This window comes from Pseudomonas sp. BF-R-19 (assembly GCF_019956445.1).
In the GTDB taxonomy this organism is placed as follows: Bacteria; Pseudomonadota; Gammaproteobacteria; order Pseudomonadales; family Pseudomonadaceae; genus Aquipseudomonas; species Aquipseudomonas fluorescens_BH.
Genome location: NZ_JAHBDN010000114.1, coordinates 28,695 through 50,227, shown reverse-complemented (window position 1 = coordinate 50,227; position 21,533 = coordinate 28,695). Strand labels below are relative to the sequence as shown.

General features: G+C 59.7%; 14 protein-coding genes. 5 read left to right on the top strand and 9 right to left on the bottom strand.

Annotation, left to right across the window (positions count from 1 at the left end):
* Window positions 1–112: 112 nt before the first annotated feature.
* From KGB28_RS29605 to KGB28_RS29585, 5 genes are all read right to left on the bottom strand, one after another.
* Window positions 113–823, bottom strand: coding sequence for a GntR family transcriptional regulator (locus tag KGB28_RS29605; protein WP_223449020.1), 711 nt, complete (start codon window positions 821–823; stop codon window positions 113–115).
* A gap of 20 nt (window positions 824–843) precedes the next feature.
* Window positions 844–1,548, bottom strand: a complete 705-nt coding sequence (locus KGB28_RS29600) for a FadR/GntR family transcriptional regulator (protein WP_223449107.1) — start codon at window positions 1,546–1,548, stop codon at window positions 844–846.
* Window positions 1,549–1,596: 48 nt separating this feature from the next.
* Window positions 1,597–2,910 carry a C4-dicarboxylate transporter DctA gene (locus KGB28_RS29595; protein ID WP_223449019.1) on the bottom strand — a complete coding sequence of 438 codons (1,314 nt, stop codon included), beginning with the start codon at window positions 2,908–2,910 and terminating at the stop codon, window positions 1,597–1,599.
* 275 nt (window positions 2,911–3,185) lie between these two features.
* Entirely contained in the window at window positions 3,186–4,439 is a 1,254-nt protein-coding gene (glyA, locus tag KGB28_RS29590; protein WP_180204536.1) for a serine hydroxymethyltransferase, read from the bottom strand.
* Between the two features lie 250 nt (window positions 4,440–4,689).
* Window positions 4,690–8,538, bottom strand: a complete 3,849-nt coding sequence (locus tag KGB28_RS29585; RefSeq protein WP_223449018.1) for a bifunctional diguanylate cyclase/phosphodiesterase — start codon at window positions 8,536–8,538, stop codon at window positions 4,690–4,692.
* 289 nt (window positions 8,539–8,827) lie between these two features.
* Between KGB28_RS29585 and ettA the strand changes: the two genes are divergently transcribed.
* Entirely contained in the window at window positions 8,828–10,492 is a 1,665-nt protein-coding gene (gene ettA, locus KGB28_RS29580) for an energy-dependent translational throttle protein EttA (RefSeq protein ID WP_150757752.1), read from the top strand.
* A gap of 375 nt (window positions 10,493–10,867) precedes the next feature.
* Window positions 10,868–12,205 carry an NADP-specific glutamate dehydrogenase gene (gene gdhA, locus KGB28_RS29575; protein ID WP_223449017.1) on the top strand — a complete coding sequence of 446 codons (1,338 nt, stop codon included), beginning with the start codon at window positions 10,868–10,870 and terminating at the stop codon, window positions 12,203–12,205.
* 7 nt (window positions 12,206–12,212) lie between these two features.
* On the opposite strand, the gene KGB28_RS29570 is transcribed toward gdhA, so the two are convergent.
* The 3 genes from KGB28_RS29570 to KGB28_RS29560 form a co-directional block, all read right to left on the bottom strand.
* Window positions 12,213–12,707 (bottom strand): GreA/GreB family elongation factor, encoded by a 495-nt coding sequence (locus tag KGB28_RS29570; protein ID WP_223449016.1) that lies wholly within the window; start codon window positions 12,705–12,707, stop codon window positions 12,213–12,215.
* Between the two features lie 373 nt (window positions 12,708–13,080).
* The gene (locus tag KGB28_RS29565) at window positions 13,081–14,934 is read right to left on the bottom strand and encodes a DUF4105 domain-containing protein (protein ID WP_223449015.1); all 1,854 of its coding nucleotides are present in this window, start codon (window positions 14,932–14,934) and stop codon (window positions 13,081–13,083) included.
* A 93-nt stretch (window positions 14,935–15,027) separates the two neighbouring features.
* Window positions 15,028–15,516: a DUF3015 domain-containing protein gene (locus tag KGB28_RS29560; RefSeq protein WP_150727025.1), complete on the bottom strand. Its 489-nt coding sequence runs from the start codon at window positions 15,514–15,516 to the stop codon at window positions 15,028–15,030.
* A 277-nt stretch (window positions 15,517–15,793) separates the two neighbouring features.
* Here KGB28_RS29560 and KGB28_RS29555 point away from each other — a divergent pair, with 277 nt between their 5' ends.
* Window positions 15,794–18,232 (top strand): Lon protease family protein, encoded by a 2,439-nt coding sequence (locus KGB28_RS29555; RefSeq protein WP_150754979.1) that lies wholly within the window; start codon window positions 15,794–15,796, stop codon window positions 18,230–18,232.
* Window positions 18,233–18,568: 336 nt separating this feature from the next.
* Window positions 18,569–18,910: a hypothetical protein gene (locus tag KGB28_RS29550; RefSeq protein ID WP_046041767.1), complete on the top strand. Its 342-nt coding sequence runs from the start codon at window positions 18,569–18,571 to the stop codon at window positions 18,908–18,910.
* 6 nt (window positions 18,911–18,916) lie between these two features.
* Here KGB28_RS29550 and KGB28_RS29545 read toward each other — a convergent pair whose 3' ends face one another.
* Complete coding sequence (locus KGB28_RS29545; RefSeq protein WP_223449014.1) at window positions 18,917–20,746, bottom strand: hypothetical protein; 1,830 nt, start codon at window positions 20,744–20,746, stop codon at window positions 18,917–18,919.
* Window positions 20,747–20,917: 171 nt separating this feature from the next.
* On the opposite strand from KGB28_RS29545, the gene KGB28_RS29540 reads away from it, so the two are divergent.
* Window positions 20,918–21,406 carry a TIGR00645 family protein gene (locus KGB28_RS29540; protein WP_150727027.1) on the top strand — a complete coding sequence of 163 codons (489 nt, stop codon included), beginning with the start codon at window positions 20,918–20,920 and terminating at the stop codon, window positions 21,404–21,406.
* Window positions 21,407–21,533 lie beyond the last annotated feature (127 nt).

The window sequence follows — 21,533 nt, the reverse complement described above, 5'->3', positions numbered from 1 at the left end:
TTTTTGTTGGCTGGAGGGGCCTCTTCGCGAGCAAGCCCGCTCCCACATTCGACCGCATTCTCTGCGACGGAATGCGGTCGAATGTGGGAGCGGGCTTGCTCGCGAAGACGATCTAACCGGCAACACAATGTTCATGGGTTGAATTGAGTAGGGTCTGCTCCAGATGATCCAAATGCCGGCTCATCAGCTCGACCGCTTTTGTAGCATCCCCATGTTCCACAGCCTCAACAATCGCCAAATGCTCCTGCCACGCGCAACAACTGCGCGTCCGGCCTTCTCTCCGCGCAATCGCTAGTGAGGTCAACGGCACCAGGCTGCCGAGAAAATTCGCCAACGGCGCGTTTCCAGCCATCTGTGCCAAGTGCAAATGGAAATCCCCTGACAACCGAATCGCCGCGCCACGCCGATCCTGTTCGACAGCCTGACGCTCGCGCTCGATCAAAGCTCGCAAGCGTTTCAAACCCTCGACTTGCGGATGCTGGCAAGCCAACCGCACCAGCGTGCTCTCGGTCAGGCGCCTTGCGTGCAAGGTCTGTCGCGTCTGCTCCACATCAGGTGTAGCAACGCGCGGACAGTGATTGGCCCGCAGCACAATGATTTGCTCATGCGACAACTGCGTAAGCACTCGACGAACATCCGCGCGACTGGCCCCGAACATTTGCTTGAGGCTGTCCTCGGTGAAACGACTGGCCGGATCGATACGTTGCTCCAGAATCGCATCGAACAGTCGCGGATAAAGATTATCGACCGGTGCCCGCAGGCGGGAGAAGGGCAGGGGCGCCGTGGTCTGGCGAGTGTGCAACGGTGTGGCGAAACTGTTCATGGCCTGTCTCCTGTGCGGGGTCAGTTGCTCAAGTTGTCTTCCGGGATGTTCAGTTCGATGCCCATGCGCTGGCCTTCGCGCAAAATGTGCCGACGCATCTCGGCGCTGGCCTGGGCGCTGTTCTTGCTGCGGATCGCCCGCACCACCGCTTCGTTTTCTTCAAGGCGCTCAGCCAGATGCTCCGGGGAGTTGCGCAACACTTCGGCGCTCTGTTTGAGGGCGTTGCTGGTCTGCTGGACCACGCTCTGGAAGATGGGGTTGGATGTGAGCGTGAACAATTCTTCGTGGAACGCGATGTAGGCATTCACGCCGGCTTCACTGTCGATGGCTTCCAGGGCTTCGCGCATGTCCATCAGGGTCAGGCGCAGTTGCCCGACTTCCTTGCTGCTGATGGACTGCGCCACGAGGCCGACGATGAACGGCTCGAGGGTGTAGCGCAGTTGCAGCACGTCTTCCAGGCTCGCTGCGGCCACTGCACTGTCATACGTCTGGCTGTCGACGAGATTGGCTTCGAGCACCACCACGCCTTTGCCCGGCATCGAACGCACCAGACCGAGGGTTTCCAGGACGATGACGGCTTCACGCAGGCTCGGACGGCTGATACCCAGCTGTTCGGCCAGTTCACGTTGCCCCGGCAGCATTTCGCCGGAGCGCCACTGACCTCGGGCCAAAGCGGCCCGAAGTTTTTCTACCACTGAGTTGACGACGGTTGATGAGGTAATCACTTGTTCGCTCCATGAGCCGTGCCTGCGGTCGGCAGGCACGGCGGTCATTCAGAATTCTTTGGCTGCCGCTTGAGCAACCGGTTTTCTCGGCTGGAAGGTATAACCCGCCTGGCCGGAAAGTACCTTGTTCGCCCGCTGCACATCGATGTCCTTTTCCCACCGCGCGATGGCGACGGTCGCCACACAGTTACCGATCAGGTTGGTCAGCGCCCGGCCGATGCCCATGAACCAGTCCACGGCCAGCACCAGCACCAGGCCCACCACCGGAATGGCCGGAATGGCTGTCAGGGTGGCCGCCAGAATCACCAGCGCCGAGCCCGGAATACCGTGGGCACCCTTGGAGGTGATCAACGACACCAACAGAATCGTCAACAGGTCGGTCATCGCCAGCGGCGTACCGGTGGCATTGGCGATGAACACGATGGCCAGGGTCAGGTAGATCGAGAAACCGTCGAGGTTGAACGAGTAACCCGTTGGAATCACCAGCCCGACCGTCGAACTGCCGATGCCCAAGTGCTCAAGCTTGCGCATGATTTGTGGCAGCACAGCGTCGGACGAAGCGGTGCCCATGACGATCAGCAGTTCTTCGCGCAGGTACTTGAGCAACGGCCACATCTTCAAGCCGGAGAGGCGCATCACCAGGCCGAGAATCAGCGTCACGAAAGCCACGCAGGTCAGGTAAAACAGGCCGACCAGGCTGCCCAGGTGCTGCAGCGAGTCCAGGCCATATTTGCTGGTGGTGAAGGCGATCGCACCGAACACACCGATCGGCGCCAGGCGCACGATCATGCCCATGATGCGGAAGATCACGTGGCTGAGTTCATTGATCAGCCGTGAAATACCCGACGCCGCCTCACCCACCAGATTCAGCGCACTGCCGAACAGCACGGAGAACAGCAGGACCTGCAGGATGTTGTTATCGGCAAAGGCACCGATCACCGAAGTCGGAATCAGGTCCATCAGGAACTGCGTGGTGGTGTGCATGTGCTGACCGCGCTGGGCAATGTCGCCCATGTCGGCTGCGGAAAGCTGGTCCAGGTGAATGTTCGCACCGCTGCCGATGCCGGTGCTGAAGGCGAACACCAGACCGATCACCAGGGCGATGGTGGTCAGCACTTCAAAGTAGATCACCGATTTGAGGCCGATACGGCCGACCTTCTTCAGGTCGCCGGCACCGCTGATGCCGCTGACCACTACGCAAAACACAATCAAGCCAATGAGCATTTTGATCAGCTTGATAAAACCGTCACCGAGCGGTTTGAGCTGAGCGGAGTATTCGGGAAGGGTCAGCCCGCAGACGATGCCGAGCACCAGTCCGAGAACCACTTGGAGGAAGATTGAACGCGAGCACCATCTGAGCATGGGAGGAATCCTGGTCGGTGTCCTGGCTGCCGTGTGCGGAGCACATCAGATTCAGGACTTAATTATTGTGGTCTTACCGGTATGTCCAGTGCAGGCGCAGTCTAGGCGCTATTTTTGGGTGTTCGCAAGTAAAAATTAGAAAATTGGCATGACCGGTCTTACCAGTTGGTAAGTGAGCCCGGTTTAGAGCCTTTCCCCCCGGCTGAATAAAAAACGGGCGAAAAAAAACCGGCCATCTCTGACCGGTTTTTATAGCTACGGTTTAGCGGGGCTGATTAAGCGCCGTACACCGGCAGCTTCTTGCAGATAGCCTTGACCTTCTCGCGAACGGCATCGATCACCGCTTCGTTGTTCAGGTCAGCCAGGATGTCGCAGATCCAGCCAGCCAGTTCCTTGCACTCTGCTTCCTTGAAGCCACGAGTGGTCACAGCCGGAGTACCGAAGCGCAGGCCGGAGGTGACGAACGGGGAACGTGGGTCGTTTGGTACGGAGTTTTTGTTCACGGTGATGAACGCTTTGCCCAGAGCGGCATCGGCGTCTTTACCGGAGATTTCCTGCTTGATCAGCGACAGCAGGAACAGGTGGTTTTCAGTACCGCCGGAAACCACGTCGAAACCGCGCTCGATGAACACGCTGGCCATGGCCTGGGCGTTTTTCACCACTTGTTGCTGGTAAGCCTTGAACTCAGGCTGCAGCGCTTCCTTGAAGCAGATCGCCTTGGCCGCGATCACGTGCTCCAGCGGGCCACCCTGGGCACCCGGGAATACGGCGGAGTTCAGCTTCTTCTCGATGTCGGCGTTGGCGCGAGCCAGGATCAGGCCGCCACGTGGACCGCGCAGGGTCTTGTGGGTGGTGGTGGTCACCACGTCAGCGAATGGAACCGGGTTCGGGTAGACGCCAGCGGCGACCAGACCGGCCACGTGGGCCATGTCGACGAACAGGTAGGCGCCAACTTTGTCGGCGATTGCGCGGAAGCGCGGGAAGTCGAGGATCTGCGAGTAGGCAGAGAAACCGGCCACGATCATTTTCGGCTTGTGCTCAACGGCCAGGCGCTCGACTTCGTCGTAGTCGATCAGGCCGTTGGCGTCGATGCCGTACTGGATGGCGTTGTACAACTTGCCGGAGGACGAAACGCTGGCACCGTGGGTCAGGTGTCCACCGTGGGCCAGGCTCATGCCCAGGATGGTGTCACCAGCCGACAGCAGGGCCAGGTAAACGGCGCTGTTGGCTTGCGAACCGGCGTGCGGCTGAACGTTGGCATAGTCGGCACCGAACAGCTCTTTGGCGCGATCGATAGCCAGTTGCTCGACGATGTCTACGTACTCGCAACCACCGTAGTAGCGCTTGCCCGGGTAGCCTTCGGCGTACTTGTTGGTCAGTACCGAGCCTTGAGCTTCCATCACCGCTGGGCTGGTGTAGTTTTCCGAAGCGATCAGCTCGATGTGTTCTTCCTGGCGCTGAGCTTCTTGCTCCATGGCGGCAAAAAGGTCGGCGTCGTACTTGGCAATGGTCAAATCACGGCTGAACATGGCGGTCCTCAAGGATCGGGGGGCGGAAAAGGGGGGCATTCTAACCCAATGGGTTTTAGATGGCATATGAAACGGCATCATGTCGCAGACAAGTGGTGTTCATGCGGGGATTAGCGGTGATCGTGCCGGCCAAATCGCGAGCAAGCTCGCTCCCACAGGGTTCTCGGGTGCACACAAAATATGCGAACACTGTAAATCCACTGTGGGAGCGAGCTTGCTCGCGATGAGGCCAGTCGCCGCGCCGCAAATCTCAATCGAACAAGAAGAGCGCATCATTGCTGAACTGCCCTTCGAACCGACTCGCCGGCATCGGACGGCCGAACAGGTAGCCCTGAACCTCGTCGCAACCGTGCTCCCTCAGGAAATCAAGCTGCTCGTGGGTTTCCACGCCTTCGGCGATCACCGCCAGGTTGAGGCTGTGGGCCATGGCAATGATTGCCCGGGCAATTTGTGCGTCCTGCTCGCCGCTGGGCAGGCCATCGACGAAGGTGCGGTCGATCTTCAACACGTCGATGGGAAATTGCTTGAGGTAGTTCAGGGATGAGTAACCGGTGCCAAAGTCATCCACCGCAATGCTCAGCCCAAGATTTTTCAGCCCGGCGAGAATCTGCATCGCCTCGCTGACTTCGCGCATCAGGATACTTTCGGTGAGTTCCAGCTCGAGGCACGCCGGCGGCAGGCCGGTTTCCTTGAGGATGGTGGCGATCCGCGTGCCGAGCTGACCATCGGAGAACTGCCGCGCCGAGATGTTCACCGACACTTTCGGCACCCGTACCCTGGCCTGATGCCAGGCCTTGAGTTGACGGCAGGCCTCGCTGATCACCCAGTCGCCGACATCCACCACCAGCCCGAGCTCTTCGAGCACCGGAATGAAATCCCCCGGCGGCACCAGCCCGCGGCGTGGATGACGCCAGCGCAGCAGCGCCTCTGCACCGGTCAGGCGTTTACCGTCACCGCTGAGCTGCGGCTGGTAATACAGCACGAATTCGTTCTGTTCCAGGGCATGGCGCAAGTCGCTTTCCAGCTCCAGACGCTCCAGCGCACTGGCGTTCATGTCCGCCTGATAGAACTGGAAGTTGTTCTTGCCGCGCTCCTTGGCGTGGTACATCGCGGTGTCGGCATTCTTCATCAGCTGGCTGAGCTCGTTGCCGTCCTGCGGACTCAGGGCGATGCCGATACTGGCCGTGACGAAGAACTCGCGGCCTTCGAGCACGAACGGTTTCACCAGGCTGGCGAGAATCTGTTCGGCCACATGGATCGCCCGGTTCAGGGCGATTTCACGGTTGGCTCGCGGTTGCAGGAGCAAAGTGAATTCGTCACCGCCCATGCGCGCCACGGTGTCGTCATCGTCGACGCAACCGAGCAGGCGCGTGGCCATCTCCTTGAGCATGCGGTCGCCGGCGGCGTGGCCCAGGGAGTCGTTGATCGGCTTGAAACGGTCGAGGTCGAGGAACATCAGCACCACCCAGGACTTCTGCCGTTCGGCCGATTGCAACGCCGTGTGCAGACGATCCTGGAACAGTGAGCGGTTGGGCAGGTGGGTCAGGGCGTCGTAGTAGGCGAGGCGGTGAATCCGCTGCTCGCTGGCCTTGCGCTCGCTGATGTCGCTGAAGAAACACACATAACTGGCCAGGTCACCTTCGTCGTCGAGTACGGCGGTGATCCCGACCCAGGCCGGGTAGTGCTCGCCATCACGGCGCTTGAGCCAGACTTCGCCTTCCCAGGTGCTGTGCTGGCCCAATTGCTTGAGCACGTAACGCAGGTGGGTTTCCTGCTGCTCGTCGACGGTCAGCATGTTCGGCAACTGGTCGAGGACCTGCTCCACGGCATAGCCGCTGACACGGCTGAAGGCTTCGTTGGCCTGGACGATGTAGCCGGCCGGGTCGGTGATCAGGATCGCCGAGGTCGAGTGTTCGAATACCGTGGCGGCCATGCGCAGGTCTTTTTCGGCCCGGCGTTGCTGGCTGATGTCGCGGCCGACGCCGAGCACGCCTTCGAACGTACCCTGTTCGTCCCAGACCAATACCAGGCGCAGTTCGATCGGGATCTTGCGCCCGTCGGCCCGCAGGCAATCGAACAGGAACAGTTGGGTTTGCACCTGGCTGCGTAACAGCGCCAGTTGGTCCGGTTGATCCAGCGCTTTGCTGACCCGGTCCATCAGGTGGTAGATGCCGGTCAGTTGTTGCGGGTTGGCGATGGTCGATTGCCAGCCGTTCTGGAAAATCCACTCGGAGTCGTAACCCAGTACCGCTTGCACCGAAGGGCTGACGTAATTGAGGTTGAGGCGGCTGTCGGTGGAGAAGATCACGTCGCTGATGCTTTCGGCGAGCATCCGGTAGCGCTGCTCGCTGTCGCGCAGGGATTCGCTGGCTTCGATCTGGTCGGTGATGTCCTTGGCCACGCCGATGATTCGCGTGACCTGATCGTCCTTGTCCCGGGCCAGTGCCTGCTCGCGAATCTCGAAGCGTCGCCACTGGCCGTCCCGATGACGGAAGCGCAACTGGCACTGCATCAACTGGCGATAGCCGGCCTGGCGCTGGACCTGGCGGGAGCGATGGTAATAGTCGGCGTCTTCGGGGTGCAGGAGGATTTCCCAGAAATATTCGCCCATCTGGTGCAGTTCGGTGCGGTTGTAACCCAGTGTCTGGCCCAGATGGTGGTTGCTGTAGATCATGCGCTGGCTGATCACATCCTGCACATACAGGTGATCCGGCACGGTGCGCACCACGTCCGACCAAAAACCTTCGCGTTCCTGCAGCGACAGTTCGATGAGCTTGCGGCTGGTGATGTCGGTGATGCTCAGGATCACCGCTTTATAGTCGTCCGTTGCTTGCGGCAGGCGCAGCACCAGCCACAGGTGCTGGTCGCGACCGCTGGCGTCCTGCAGTTTGATTTCCAGCTCAAGCTGTTGCTGCTGGTTGAACACCGCGTCGAGCACCTGGTTGCCGATGGCGGTGCCGTGCTGCGGATGGCCGTCGATCAGCAGTTGCCAGGCTTTGTCGGCGCTATCGACATTGAGCAGTTGCAGCGCGACCTGGTTGACCTCGGTGATCCGCAGTTCCTTGAGCAATTGCCGGCGTTGTTCCGGGATCGCCAGCCACGCTTGCAGTGGTTCGCTGCCCTGCAGTTGTGCCTTGTCGAAAAAGACCTTGAGCCCGGACATGTCGAGGACACATAAAGCCACGCCGGTGCCTTCGAAAATGTCCTGATAACGCCGGCGGCCTTCGCTCAATTGGCGCTGACGTCGACGTGTGTTCAGCAAGGCGATGAACGGCAGCATGGAAAACGCCAGGCCCAGCAGGCATTTGCCGATGAACGCCGGCAGCAGCTCTTCCAGCACGCGCTGACGGTCGAACAAGCCGCGCAGTTGCCAATCGCTGCCGCTCAGCGCAACGGTCAGCACGCTGTTGGCGACATCATCCTCGGTCAGCGTGCCCGGATTGACCGAGGGCAGCGCTTCGTCGCGGCTGATGATCTGATGATTGATGCGGTTCTCCACCAGCCACAACGGGCGGCGGACGGCCTCGCTTGGCTTGGTCAAGGACGAAAAGAAGGTGGGTGTCAGGCGCAAGACCCAATAGCCTCGGGAACTGCCGCTGGCCTGATGCAACAATAAATGCACCACGGAACCGTCGGTGGCGTTGCTGAAGTAGTGCGCCTGGGCGTGGCTGCGGCGTACCAGTTCACCCGGGTAGTCGCTGTCATCGCTGCCGGGAGCGCTGTCACTGATGACTTTTCCCGAGGGGCTGAGCAACGCCAGGCTGCGCAGATCCGGCAGCGACTGTTGCAGCTTGCGCAGCAGGGCCTGCAGTTCATCGGCGCCTTGCGGTTGTTCGACGATCGGCAACAGGTTGAGGGCGATCTGTGCGTTGAGCGCCATGTTCAGGCTGACCTGCGCGGCCAGATCGGCGGTGTAGTCGATGGTGTACTGACGTTGGTTCTTCTGGGTTTCCCGCAACTGGTCGAGCAACTGCCAGAACAGCAGGGCCAGCAGCAATAATGCGAGTGTCGCCAAGGTGCCCTTCAAGGTCCCGCGCAGGGGAGAGCCGGGCGCTGTGGCCGGCGCGCTGGAAGTCAGAGGCGGAGGGACTTTGGACAAGCTGTCATCCTGCGGTTTGGCTGGACTGGCGCGACGTGCACTATAAGCCGGACGCCCGAAGGGCGGCTAGCATGCCTTGAGTTGTGGCGAAGTGCCAGCCCCTGTCCGTCGGCTGGACTGCCATCTGTCATTAAGGTAGCTTTGTCGGTTACGCGGGAGCGTTCCAGCTCCTAATATCAGGCTTTTTCAGCGCGCTCATATTGAAAGCTCTCAATCGGGCGACGCGCACAGCCTGGCCAGGCATCGCCTGTGCCCTAATCATTCATCAGTCACTGACCCTAGGTTCTCCATGGCTCAATACGTATTCACCATGCATCGGCTGGGCAAAGTTGTTCCGCCGAAGCGGGAAATCCTGAAAAACATTTCTCTGTCCTTCTTCCCTGGCGCCAAGATTGGCGTACTCGGCCTCAACGGTTCGGGTAAGTCCACGCTGCTGAAAATCATGGCTGGCGTCGACACCGAATTCGACGGCGAAGCCCGCCCGATGCCGGAGCTGAACATCGGTTATCTGCCGCAAGAGCCGATCCTGGACCCGACCAAAACCGTGCGTGAAGTGGTCGAGGAAGCGGTCAGCGTGATCAAGAACGCCCAGGCGCGCCTGGACGAGGTCTACGCGGCTTACGCTGAAGAAGACGCCGACTTCGACAAACTGGCTGCCGAACAGGCCAAGCTCGAAGCGATCCTGCAGGCCAGCGACGGTCACAACCTCGATCGTCAACTGGAAGTCGCCGCCGATGCGCTGCGTCTACCGGCCTGGGACGCCAAGGTTGAATTCCTGTCCGGTGGTGAGAAGCGTCGTGTGGCCCTGTGCCGCCTGCTGCTGTCCGCCCCCGACATGCTGCTGCTCGACGAACCGACCAACCACCTGGACGCCGATTCCGTCGCCTGGCTGGAGCACTTCCTGCACGATTTCCCGGGCACCGTTGTCGCGATCACGCACGACCGTTACTTCCTGGACAACGTTGCCGGCTGGATCCTGGAACTTGACCGCGGCGCGGGCATTCCTTACGAGGGCAACTATTCGGGTTGGCTGGAAGCCAAGTCCGATCGTCTGGCTGCCGAATCCAAGCAGCAATCGGCCCACGAAAAAGCCATGAAGGAAGAACTGGAGTGGGTGCGCAAAGGCGCCAAGGCCCGCCAGTCGAAATCCAAGGCTCGTCTGCAACGCTTCGAAGAAATGCAGTCGCAGGAATTCCAGAAGCGCAGCGAAACCAACGAGATCTACATCCCGGCCGGTCCGCGCCTGGGCGACAAGGTCATCGAATTCAAGAACGTCACCAAGGGCTATGGCGACCGCGTGCTGATCGACAACCTGTCGTTCGCCATGCCTAAAGGCGCCATCGTCGGCGTGATCGGCGGTAACGGTGCCGGTAAGTCGACCCTGTTCCGCATGCTGATGGGCAAGGAAACGCCGGATTCGGGCAGCATCGAAGTCGGTGAAACCGTGCAGCTTGCTTGCGTCGACCAGAGCCGTGAAGACCTGGACGGCAGCAAGACCGTGTTCCAGCAGATCTCCGACGGTTCCGACCAGATCCGTATCGGTAACTACGAGATCCCGTCGCGTACCTACGTCGGTCGCTTCAACTTCAAGGGCGGCGATCAGCAGAAGTTCGTCAAGGACCTGTCCGGTGGTGAGCGCGGTCGCTTGCACCTGGCCCTGACCCTGAAGGAGGGCGGCAACGTCCTGCTGCTCGACGAACCATCCAACGACCTCGACGTTGAAACCCTGCGTTCCCTGGAAGAAGCCCTGCTGGACTTCCCGGGCGCCGCCATTGTGATCTCCCACGACCGGTGGTTCCTTGACCGCGTCGCGACTCACATCCTGGCGTACGAAGACGACTCGCAAGCGGTGTTCTTCGAAGGCAACTACACCGAGTACGAAGCCGACCGTAGAAAGCGCCTCGGCGAAGCGGCTGCCCAGCCGCACCGTGTGCGCCACAAGAAACTGGCCTGATTTCGGGTTGGTTGCATAAAGAGCGGAGCCTTCGGGCTCCGTTTTTTTTGCCTGCGTTTTTTCAATGACACCGAGTCGCGCCATTCGCGAGCAAGCCCGCTCCCACAGGGTTTTGTGAAGGGCACAAATCTCAATTCAGCAGAGGATCCCCTGTGGGAGCGGGCTTGCTCGCGAAGGCGGTGTTCCTGATGGTGCATTACTCGAATGGTGAGTCCCTATTCGGGTGCAGAATCAGTCAAAAAAGTAGACTTATTTATATCCTGCGCACCATTTAATTTCATTAATGCGACATTTTGCTCTGTTCTTGTGCACGAGTCGTTTGTTACAGTCCGGCCCAATCTCCTCCAACGACAATAAATTTGCCGAGACTTTTCCATGATCGAATCCGTCGAATCCTTCCTTGCGCGCCTGAAAAAACGCGACCCGGACCAACCCGAATTCCACCAGGCTGTCGAAGAAGTCCTGCGTACCCTGTGGCCGTTTCTTGAAGCCAATTCGCATTACCTGACCTCCGGCATCCTGGAGCGCATCTGCGAGCCGGAGCGGGCGGTGGTGTTTCGCGTATCGTGGGTCGACGATCAGGGCCAGGTCCAGGTCAATCGCGGATTCCGCATCCAGATGAACAGCGCGATCGGCCCGTACAAGGGTGGCCTGCGTTTCCACCCGTCGGTGAACATGGGCGTGCTGAAATTCCTCGCCTTCGAACAGACCTTCAAAAATTCCCTGACTTCGTTGCCCATGGGCGGCGGCAAGGGCGGTTCTGACTTCGACCCCAAAGGCAAAAGCGACGCGGAAGTCATGCGCTTCTGCCAGGCCTTCATGAGCGAGTTGTACCGCCATATTGGTGCCGACGTTGACGTGCCGGCCGGGGACATCGGTGTCGGCGCGCGGGAAATCGGTTTCCTGTTCGGCCAGTACAAGCGCCTGAGCAACCAGTTCACCAGCGTGCTGACCGGCAAAGGACCAAGCTACGGCGGAAGCCTGATTCGCCCGGAAGCCACCGGTTTCGGTTGCGTGTACTTCGCCGAAGAAATGCTCAAGCGCCGCGGCCTGGCCGTGGAAGGTAAACGCGTAGCGATCTCCGGCTCCGGCAACGTCGCGCAATACGCGGCGCGCAAGGTCATGGACCTGGGCGGCAAGGTGATTTCGCTGTCCGACTCCGAGGGTACGTTGTATTGCGAAAGCGGCTTGACCGAGGAGCAATGGCTGGCGGTGTTGGAGCTGAAAAACGTACAGCGCGGGCGCATCCGTGAACTGGCTAGCCGTTTTGGCCTGGAGTTCCGTGCCGGTGAGCTGCCATGGAGCCTGAGCTGCGACATCGCGCTGCCGTGCGCAACGCAAAACGAACTGGATGCCGAAGCTGCTCGCACCTTGCTGCGCAACGGCTGCATCTGCGTGGCCGAAGGCGCGAACATGCCGACGACCCTCGAGGCGGTGGACCTGTTCATCGAAGCCGACATTCTGTTCGCGCCGGGCAAGGCATCCAACGCCGGTGGTGTGGCGGTGAGCGGGCTGGAGATGTCGCAGAACGCCATGCGCCTGGCGTGGACCGGTGGCGAAGTGGACAGCAAGCTGCACGCGATCATGCAGTCGATTCACCACGCTTGCGTGCATTACGGCGAAGAGAATGGCCGGGTGAATTACGTCAAGGGCGCGAACATCGCCGGCTTCGTCAAGGTCGCCGATGCCATGCTGGCCCAAGGCGTCGTTTAGGCAAAGCCTAAGCCGGCTCGATACGGATCACTTCTATCAATTGATCCCCGACGGGGCGCTGCCACAGCACTTCATCGTTGAGTCGTGCACCGAGCAGCGCCCGACCCAGCGGTGAACCCCAGTTGATCAGGCCGTGGGCGGCATCGGCCTGATCCTCGCCCACCAATTGTACCCGGCGTTCGGTGGCGTGTTCATCGGCATAGGTCACCCAACTGCCGATTTGCACTTTCTCGGTCGAAGTTGCGGCGGGTACCACCTGAGCGCTGCTCAGGCGTTGCTTGAAGTAACGCAAATCACGTTCGAGATCCGCCAGGCGCTGCTTGTCGGCCTGCTCGCCTTTTGCCGATTGTTCGGCGTGCAGGGTTTGCAGTTCGGTGACTTTTCCCTGCAACAGGTCCAGGCCTTGCGGCGTGACGTAATTGGGCTGCGCGCTGACCTGCCGTTCGACAGGCTGATCGGCTTGCGCGGCAGCGTTATCTTCATTGACGAAAGCACGGCTCATGGAATTCTCCCGGTATAGGGTTTGGGCCATGGTCGCAGGCATTTGGTTTCACTGGATGTCTGAAAGCGACTTATGGCGAGTGATAGGCCCGGGCGGCGCCCTGATCCTTCTGCTGCTGGCAGGCTTTGTCCCGTTCCTCCAGATGACTGTTGCGCTCATCCCCGCGGTCCTGGATACGCCGCCTATAGAGAAAGTCTAGAAGTGGATTCGTCGGGGGGTTGCGAAAGGTGTGTAGGTATTTCGTCGAAGACCACATAACCCCTGTGGGAGCAGGCTTGCTCGCGAAAGGGTCGTGTCAGCCAACATCAATGTTGAGTGGCATATCGCATTCGCGAGCAAGCCCGCTCCCACAGGGAGTTGCGTTGCATTCGGGTCAGTAGTGATACCACTTCAGCTCCAGCATCACTTCGTTCTCGGCCGTCGCCAAATGGCTGAACTCGCGCTGGGCGCTCAAGCGCAGGCCGAGATTGCGGGATATTTCCCACTGCTGATTCAGGCTCAGGCTACGACGCACTTCACCATTGGTGAAAAAGTCGCCCTTGGCTTCCAGGCTCAAATTGCCCAGCGGGTTTTTCCACAGCACACCACTGTTGAAGCCGGCGGCCGGGGCAATGAACGCGGCGAAGTCGTTGTTGTGCTCGATACGCACGGTGCCCAGGGCAAAGCCAAGCGTGTCGTCGCCCAGTTGCCATGTGCCACCGCCACCGCCGTTGACGTGGCTGACCAGGTTTTGGTCATCGTGTTTGCCCGGCACCCGCTCCAGACCGCCGGTCACTTGCCATGACAGCGGCTGCAGCAGTTCGTTACGCGGGGTCAGGGAGCGAATGGTTGCCAGGTCCAGTTGCTGCACTTGCCATTCATTGCCTTCGTACTGGCGAAGTTTCAATTGCAGGATTTCGATCTGCGCGCCAAGGGGAAAGCTTTCGTTGTTGTCATTGAGGTCGTGATAAGCCATGCGCAAGCCGTACTCGCCAAAGGCTTTATCTCCACGGCTGCCGAGACCGAGTTGCCAGGTGCGGGACTCGTGACCGTCTTCAGGCAGGCCCGGTTGCGGGATATCCAGCTCCGGCGCCGGGTTCTGGTTGATTGCCCGCAGCAGTTCGAAGCTGCGCTGGGCGCGCGCCGGGTCGCGCTCTTGACCGTTGGCGCGGTAACGCTCCAGGCGATAGGCCGCATCGATGATCAGCGCCTGGCGGTCGCGGGGTTGCGCCTTGAAGGCTGGGTCTTGCAATTGTTTCTGATCGGCGCTGACTTTCAGCACCCATTGTTGCTCTTCCGGATTCAACGGCTCGGCGCGACTGAGCAACTCGCGCTCCCGGGACGGACGATACTGGATCGATTCCACCAGCCCGGCCTCTTTCACGGCTTTGACGGTGTCGGTCGGGATGGCGGTGAGCGGGAATTGCTCGGTCAGGCGCAGGCCCGAGCGGGCTACTTGCAGCAGTTCCAGCAAGCGGTATGAGCAGTTTTCGTCGAAGAAGAAATAGTCGAACTTGATCTGCTTCAGCTCCCAGACGTGCTCGACCATGCGCGCGGTTTCCTGCCGGGTCAGGTTCAGGCGGTACTCCCACAGGTCGCGGTTTTCCAGGCTGCGGTATTCCGAGAGTTTTTCCTGGTAGGGCACCATCGCGAACAGGCCGGGATAGCCGCCCATCAGGCCTTTCCAGGCATAGATGATGCTGTTGTCCGAGCCCTCGATGTAGGCGCCGAAGTTGATCGCGTAACTGAGCAGCGAAGTCTTGTCGCTCTTCACTTCGGCCTGGTCGATGCGCAGCAGGGTATGGCCGAACATCGAGGACGGGCTGTTCAGATAGGCCGCCGGGAAGATCATCACCGCGCTATCGGGCGAGACGTCCTTGAACCATTGCTTGAATTCGGCGCAGGCCGGCGTCGGCAGTCCGCTCAGGCCGAGTTGTTCCTTCAGCCAGCGGGTGCGGGCCGGGTAGACGCATTGCGCGTGTTTTTCACCGGCACTGGCCGGGGCGTACAAGGCTTGCACGGTCGCCGCCAGTTCATGGTCCGGATGTTCATTGCCGTCAGCGGCGAGGAAAAATTTCCGGTCGCTGACATAGCTGCGCCAGCCACCGAGCTTGGCGGTTTCGTAATGACCCAGGGATATCCAGAAAGGGTCGTTGGCCAGTTGCTGCAAACGTTGTGGGTCGATCTGAGGCGCGGCGGACAGCGGGGCGCAGACACACAGCGCCAGCCAGGCAAGGCGTTTGAGCATAGATGGCAACTTAAATACTTGAGAAAAAGACCCAAAAAGAGGCAGGTCAAAAAAACAAAACCCGCTTCCCGAAAGAAGCGGGGCGGGTCGAGCTTAAGCTTGAGTCGCGTACTTGGCCAGACGAGGGTCGGCTTTGAGCACGGCCAGGGTGTTGGTATGCACGTCTTCGGCAGTCACGTCAGCCTTGCTGAAGATCTGCTGGAAGTGCTCGTGAGTGACGGCGGCGAAGTGCGCACGGTCTTCCGGCGCCACGCCCAGTACCACGGCGTAGGTGGTCAGCGCTTCGCCCTGACCCTTGGCCATGTCTTCGGACAGCTCGTTCATCATGCCATTCATGGCAAACCAGGATTTGCCGCCATAGGTCAGCGACGAATTGGTCGCGCAACCGTTGGTGCCGGAGGTCATGCCGAAGGTTGCGTTGCCGGAGGTGCCGTTGGTGGTGGATGCCAGGAAGTGAGCCGGAGTACCACGCTGGCCTTCGAACAGCATGTTGCCCCAGCCGCAATCCGGGCCGCCTGGCGCCTGAGCCATGGCGTTGATGGATACAGCAGTGAAGAGAGTACCGAGAAGAATCCGTTTCATAGCTTTGTTCTCTTTATGTGCCTACCAATGGACAAGGAGTCTGGCCCGTCTGGTGCCAGTGGGCCGGTCATTAGTCCAGCCGCGCAGTTTGGAGTTTAGGCACGATCACGGGGTTCCGTGATTTTTTGCAAAACATTCATGGGAAACGGCAGCGCAGGCCCGGCCCGCCTGGGGTTGGTCGGTTGTCGATGCTCAGGCCTGCGGCGCTCCTTGCCAGCCGGGCATGGGCGGCGCCAGAATGCTGCCATCTGCCCCGCCTGATTGTTAAGGAAGCCCGATGCCTGATCCTGTTGCTGCCAGCTTGCGTCTAGCGCCCGAAGCGCTGACCCGTCCGTTTTCCGCTGAACAGTTCAGCTTCTCTACCACCAATGATCTGGAGCCCTTTCGCGGTGTGCTTGGCCAGGAACGTGCGGTCGAAGCCTTGCAGTTCGGTGTGGCCATGCCACGCCCCGGTTACAACGTATTCGTCATGGGCGAGCCCGGCACTGGCCGGTTCTCGTTCGTCAAACGCTACCTCAAGGCCGAAGGCAAGCGCCTGCAGACCCCAGCGGACTGGGTCTACGTCAACAATTTCGATGAACCGCGCGAACCACGTGCCCTTGAATTGCCGTCGGGCACTGCCGGTAACTTCATTGGAGATATCAACGGTCTGATCGACAACCTGCTGGCGACCTTTCCGGCAGTCTTCGAGCATCCGTCCTACCAGCAGAAGAAAAGCGCCATTGACCGCGCCTTCAACCAGCGCTACGACAAGGCCCTGGACGTCATCGAGCGTCTGGCACTGGAAAAGGACGTCGCTCTGTACCGCGACGCCAGCAATATCGCCTTCACCCCAATGGGCGACGGCAAGGCCTTGGACGAAGCTGAATTCGCCCAGTTGCCGGAAGCCGAGCGCGAGCGCTTTCACGAGGATATTTCGGTACTGGAGGAGCGCCTGAACGAAGAACTCGCCAGCCTGCCGCAATGGAAGCGTGAGTCGAGCAACCAACTGCGTCATCTGAACGAAGAAACCATCACTCTGGCCTTGCAGCCATTGTTGTCGCCATTGTCGGAGAAGTACGCCGAGAACGCGGCGGTATGCGGTTATCTGCAAGCCATGCAGGTGTACTTGCTCAAGACCGTGGTCGAGCAACTGGTGGACGACAGCAAGATCGACGCTGTCGCCCGCAAGTTGCTGGAAGAACAATACGCGCCGAGCCTGGTGGTTGGTCATTCGGCCAGCGGCGGTGCGCCGGTGGTGTTCGAGCCGCACCCGACCTACGAAAATCTTTTCGGTCGCATTGAATACAGCACCGATCAAGGCGCGCTGTACACCACCTATCGGCAGCTGCGGCCGGGTGCCTTGCACCGGGCCAACGGTGGTTTCCTGATCCTTGAAGCGGACAAAATGCTCAGCGAGCCGTTCGTGTGGGACGCGCTGAAACGCGCCCTGCAATCGCGCAAGCTGAAAATGGAATCGCCGCTGGGTGAACTGGGCCGTCTGGCCACCGTGACCCTGACACCGCAACACATTCCGTTGCAGGTCAAGGTCGTCATCATCGGTGCCCGTCAGCTGTATTACACGCTGCAAGACCTCGATCCGGACTTCCAGGAAATGTTCCGCGTCCTGGTGGATTTCGACGAAGACATCCCGATGGTCGACGAGAGCCTGGAGCAGTTTGCCCAGTTGCTCAAAACCCGTACTTCCGAAGAAGGCATGGCACCGCTGACCGCCGATGCGGTGGCACGCCTGGCGACCTACAGCGCGCGTCTGGCCGAGCACCAGGGGCGCTTGTCGGCGCGTATCGGGGACTTGTTCCAACTGGTCAGCGAGGCGGATTTCATTCGTCACCTGGCAGGCGATGAAATGACCGACGCGGGGCACATCGAGCGTGCGCTCAAGGCCAAGGCCACGCGGACCGGGCGGGTTTCGGCGCGGATTCTCGATGACATGCTGGCCGGGATCATCCTGATCGACACCGCGGGTGCGGCGGTCGGCAAGTGCAACGGCTTGACGGTGCTGGAAGTCGGTGACTCGGCCTTTGGTATACCGGCGCGGATTTCCGCCACGGTGTACCCGGGCGGCAGCGGCATTGTCGACATCGAGCGCGAAGTCAACCTCGGCCAGCCTATCCATTCCAAAGGCGTGATGATCCTTACCGGTTATCTGGGCAGTCGTTACGCCCAGGAGTTTCCGCTGGCGATTTCCGCGAGCATCGCCCTGGAGCAATCCTATGGTTATGTCGATGGCGACAGTGCTTCCCTGGGCGAGGCCTGCACCTTGATCTCGGCCTTGTCGAAAACCCCGCTCAAGCAGTGCTTTGCCATCACCGGTTCGATCAACCAGTTCGGCGAAGTGCAGGCGGTCGGCGGAGTCAACGAGAAGATCGAGGGCTTCTTCCGTCTGTGCGAAGCCCGCGGGTTGACCGGCGAGCAGGGGGCAATCATTCCTCACGCCAACGTTGCCACGCTGATGCTCGACGAGAAGGTGCTGGCGGCGGTACGCGCGGGGCAGTTCCATGTCTACGCGGTCCGTCAGGCCGACGAAGCCTTGAGTTTGCTGGTCGGCGAGCCGGCCGGCGAGCCGGACGAGAATGGCGCGTTCCCTGAAGGCAGCGTGAATGCGCGGGTCGTGGAGCGCCTGCGGGTTATCGCGGAAATGATCAGTGAAGATGATCTGAAGGAAGCCGAGAAGGAGTTGGCGCAAGAGGCGTTGGCGGAAACCAAACCGGCGTGATGCATCGTTGATCTGAAACTGTGCAATCCCTTGTGGGAGCGAGCTTGCTCGCGATAGCGGACTTTCATTCGACCAATATGTTGAATGTTCGACCGCCATCGTCGGAACGCCGCCCGGAGCAAGCTCGCTCCCACAGTTTTTTTGTGGTGAACATCGAAAGCGTCATCGAAATGACGTCAATATTCACGCTGTGACCATTCGGCGCCTTTCGGTCTCGCCTCGGCCTGCAAGGCAGACTTTTCTTCTATTCTCAGCTCAAGGATATCGATAGTAATCACAGGATCGAAACAGCCTTCCCGTGGGGGCTGAATACCGGATCTACCGAGGGTCGCCGCCATGTCGCGCAACCTCTGCCTCACCCGTCAATGCCTGGGCCTTGTGACCCGTATCGAGTGTTCCATCCGTCCATTGGCGGGAGATACGGGCATGTGGACTCTGCTGTTCGCCGCTGGAATGGCCGGTGAACAGCCTTCGGCCATCAAGGCCCAAGGCCCGTTTCACGGTCCATTCGTCGCTGAATCAATCCTCGACACCATCGTTGAAAGCCTGACCTTGCACGGCTACGAGTTGGCCGACGATCCGCAAATCTGGTGCCTGCACCTGCAAGCCCAACTGCGGGAAATCAACGGTGGTCGCTGCCGGAATATGGGCGGCTTCGAGTTTCACCCCGAGCACTGAGTCGCACTATTGATCAAGGCGCGTCATGTCGGCCTTGTCGAGTTTGACCTCGAAACCATATTGCACGGTGTCGAGGTCAGTGCGCTGATAGGTTTCCAGGCGCGTAGGCTGCCCGTAGAAGTAATGCACGGCAAACTGCGCCGGACCTTGTGCGCTCGCGTCATGGCTGACCGATAGAATCTCCTTCAAGTAATTACCGCTGTCGTCCTTGGCGAAAAAGCGCCAGTACTGGGCGGGAAACGCCTTCAGGTCCACCACCAATGCATTGTCTTTGAGCTCAAGGCCTTTGGGCAGTTGACGGGCATCGACGGTTTTTTTGTCGACCGTGGCCAGGAACAGCGGCATCGAGCCCACCGCATAGGCCGGCGTTTGCGGAAACAGATTCAGATCGTAAGTGATGGTGCCGCGCAGGGGGTCGATCTGGTATGCCTCAGGTGGCAGTTCGATCGGCTCGTCGCGTTTGCCAGCAGCGTCTTCGGTAAAGAAACTCACCGGACTTTCACCGGGGTTGAACGAGGTGCCGAGCAGTTCATCGTTAAAGGTGCGCAGATGAGTGAATTCGATTCGCGCAGCGCTGGGGTCGTCGACCGACTGACTGATGTTGACGTTCTTTTTCAGTTGATCCTCACTCAGCGTTGCTCCTTTCAGCCAGCCCACCGCCTGGTCGTCATAGACCACCACGGGCAGGTTCAAGGGCTGGATGGACTTGGCCGTGGTATTGGCATCGAAACGCCGGATCGGAAGGTCGAGGTTCTTTCGGGTGACCGTGACGGCGGAAAAATCCAGCATGCTGACTTCGAGGGTTTCGATCGTCCCGTTGAAGTACACCTTCGAATAATGTCGCGCCTGCTGTTTCTCAAAGTTGCGTTGTTCTTCGTCGAGCTGTTTTTCCAGGGCCTCGCTCCAGCTCTTCTGCTGCTGCATCTTGGCCAGCTGCTGCTGATAGAAGGCAATTTGTACCGAGGTTTCATTGATTGAGCCGGCGCGCGAGATGAATTGCCCGGTGCTGTCCGTGGCCTGGACTATCAGCGGGTTGAGCGGTGCATCACTGACTTCAGGGGCCAGCGGCGCGCTGTTGTTGTATTCGATTTCCGCGTAGTTGTTCGTCAATGTGAGCAGGGTGACGCTCAGGTTGTCATTGGTGCGGGTCTGGCCTACGTCCTTTTTCGTCAGGTCGAAGCTGTAGAGGCGGCGTGGCGCGATGACTTCGACTTTGCCCTGCAGGCTCACCGGTTGTGGTTGCTGCTTTCTGTCGATGTCGAGGCCTTCGATGAAGGGGTAGGCCAAGGTCAGGTCATCGGGGTTGGTCAGGTTGGAGCTCGATGGGCTGAGCTGAATGCCGGGGTCGGTTTCCGACCATTCCGGCTGGAATGGAATCACTCGTTTGTTGCTTAGCGTGACCGACTGCCATTCCAGGCCATGGGGAAACAAAAACGCGGCAGGAGCGCTGAAAGTGAAGGGGAACACTGGCTGCAGATCGGTCAGGTAGTCGGAGCCTGAGTCTTTTTGCAGCACGAACAACCCGTTGATGTAGGTGTCGACCAGAGCCTGCGGGGTCGGGTAGTGCTTGAGCATGGCGAGGGCGTCTTCGCCGTATTCGGTTTCCACTGGTTTACTGTCGAGCTTGAGTTGCGCGCGTTCGAGCAGCAGCAGTGAGCCGCCCAGCTCCGACACGGCATCCTTGAGTTTCGGATCCTGGATGGCGTCCAACGACTTTTCGAACTGCGCGGTTTTTTCTTCGAGGCTGAGCTGGCGTTTTTCATCGCTGGGTGAGCAGCCGCTCAGCAGCAGCGCCAGGCAAATTCCGGCACTCGTCAAAGGCAATCGCACATCCATTTCCAGTCTTCCTGTCCGACATCACTGAGCAGTCAATGATTTGGACACTAGCAGAAAAACTTTGATACACAGGCGCAGGTGGCGGATTTTTCGACGGTTTCTGGCTGCTTCTGGGTATAGACGGGCGGCTGGTATACTCGCCGCCATTTTCAGCCCAACATGTGAGATTCAATGGAACGCTTTATCGAAAATACAATGTACGCCTCGCGCTGGCTGCTGGCGCCGATCTATTTCGGTCTGTCCCTCGGGCTGTTGGCGCTGGCACTGAAATTCTTCCAGGAAGTCTTCCACGTCATCCCGAACGTGTTTTCGATGGCCGAATCGGACTTGATCCTGGTGCTGCTGTCGCTGATCGACATGGCGCTGGTAGGCGGTTTGCTGGTGATGGTGATGATTTCCGGCTACGAGAACTTCGTCTCGCAACTGGACATCGACGACTCCAAGGAAAAGCTCAACTGGCTGGGCACCATGGACTCTTCGTCGCTGAAGATGAAGGTGGCCGCATCGATCGTGGCGATCTCGTCCATTCACCTGCTGCGCATCTTCATGGACGCCAAGAACGTTGATCCTGAACATCTGCAGTGGTACGTGATCATCCACATGACCTTCGTGATCTCGGCATTTGCCATGGGTTACCTGGATAAACTCACCAAGCACTGATCCGGACAAGCTCCCTTGTGGCGAGCAAGCTCGCTCGCCACAACCTCCTGCGATAACAGACAAACGGTCTGGCCAGTGGCTTGTGCTTTGATGCGCCGACGCCTATCCCTGTAAAGAGGCTCGCTAT

What these genes read in the sequence shown, in the direction of transcription:
- KGB28_RS29605 (WP_223449020.1), bottom strand. Translation starts at nt 823, where the DNA reads ATGAACAGTTTCGCCACACCGTTGCACACTCGCCAGACCACGGCGCCC.
- KGB28_RS29570 (WP_223449016.1), bottom strand. Translation starts at nt 12,707, where the DNA reads ATGAGCCGTGCTTTCGTCAATGAAGATAACGCTGCCGCGCAAGCCGAT.
- glyA (WP_180204536.1), bottom strand. Translation starts at nt 4,439, where the DNA reads ATGTTCAGCCGTGATTTGACCATTGCCAAGTACGACGCCGACCTTTTT.
- ettA (WP_150757752.1), top strand. Translation starts at nt 8,828, where the DNA reads ATGGCTCAATACGTATTCACCATGCATCGGCTGGGCAAAGTTGTTCCG.
- gdhA (WP_223449017.1), top strand. Translation starts at nt 10,868, where the DNA reads ATGATCGAATCCGTCGAATCCTTCCTTGCGCGCCTGAAAAAACGCGAC.
- KGB28_RS29565 (WP_223449015.1), bottom strand. Translation starts at nt 14,934, where the DNA reads ATGCTCAAACGCCTTGCCTGGCTGGCGCTGTGTGTCTGCGCCCCGCTG.
- KGB28_RS29560 (WP_150727025.1), bottom strand. Translation starts at nt 15,516, where the DNA reads ATGAAACGGATTCTTCTCGGTACTCTCTTCACTGCTGTATCCATCAAC.
- KGB28_RS29550 (WP_046041767.1), top strand. Translation starts at nt 18,569, where the DNA reads ATGTCGCGCAACCTCTGCCTCACCCGTCAATGCCTGGGCCTTGTGACC.
- KGB28_RS29540 (WP_150727027.1), top strand. Translation starts at nt 20,918, where the DNA reads ATGGAACGCTTTATCGAAAATACAATGTACGCCTCGCGCTGGCTGCTG.
- KGB28_RS29595 (WP_223449019.1), bottom strand. Translation starts at nt 2,910, where the DNA reads ATGCTCAGATGGTGCTCGCGTTCAATCTTCCTCCAAGTGGTTCTCGGA.
- KGB28_RS29545 (WP_223449014.1), bottom strand. Translation starts at nt 20,746, where the DNA reads ATGGATGTGCGATTGCCTTTGACGAGTGCCGGAATTTGCCTGGCGCTG.
- KGB28_RS29555 (WP_150754979.1), top strand. Translation starts at nt 15,794, where the DNA reads ATGCCTGATCCTGTTGCTGCCAGCTTGCGTCTAGCGCCCGAAGCGCTG.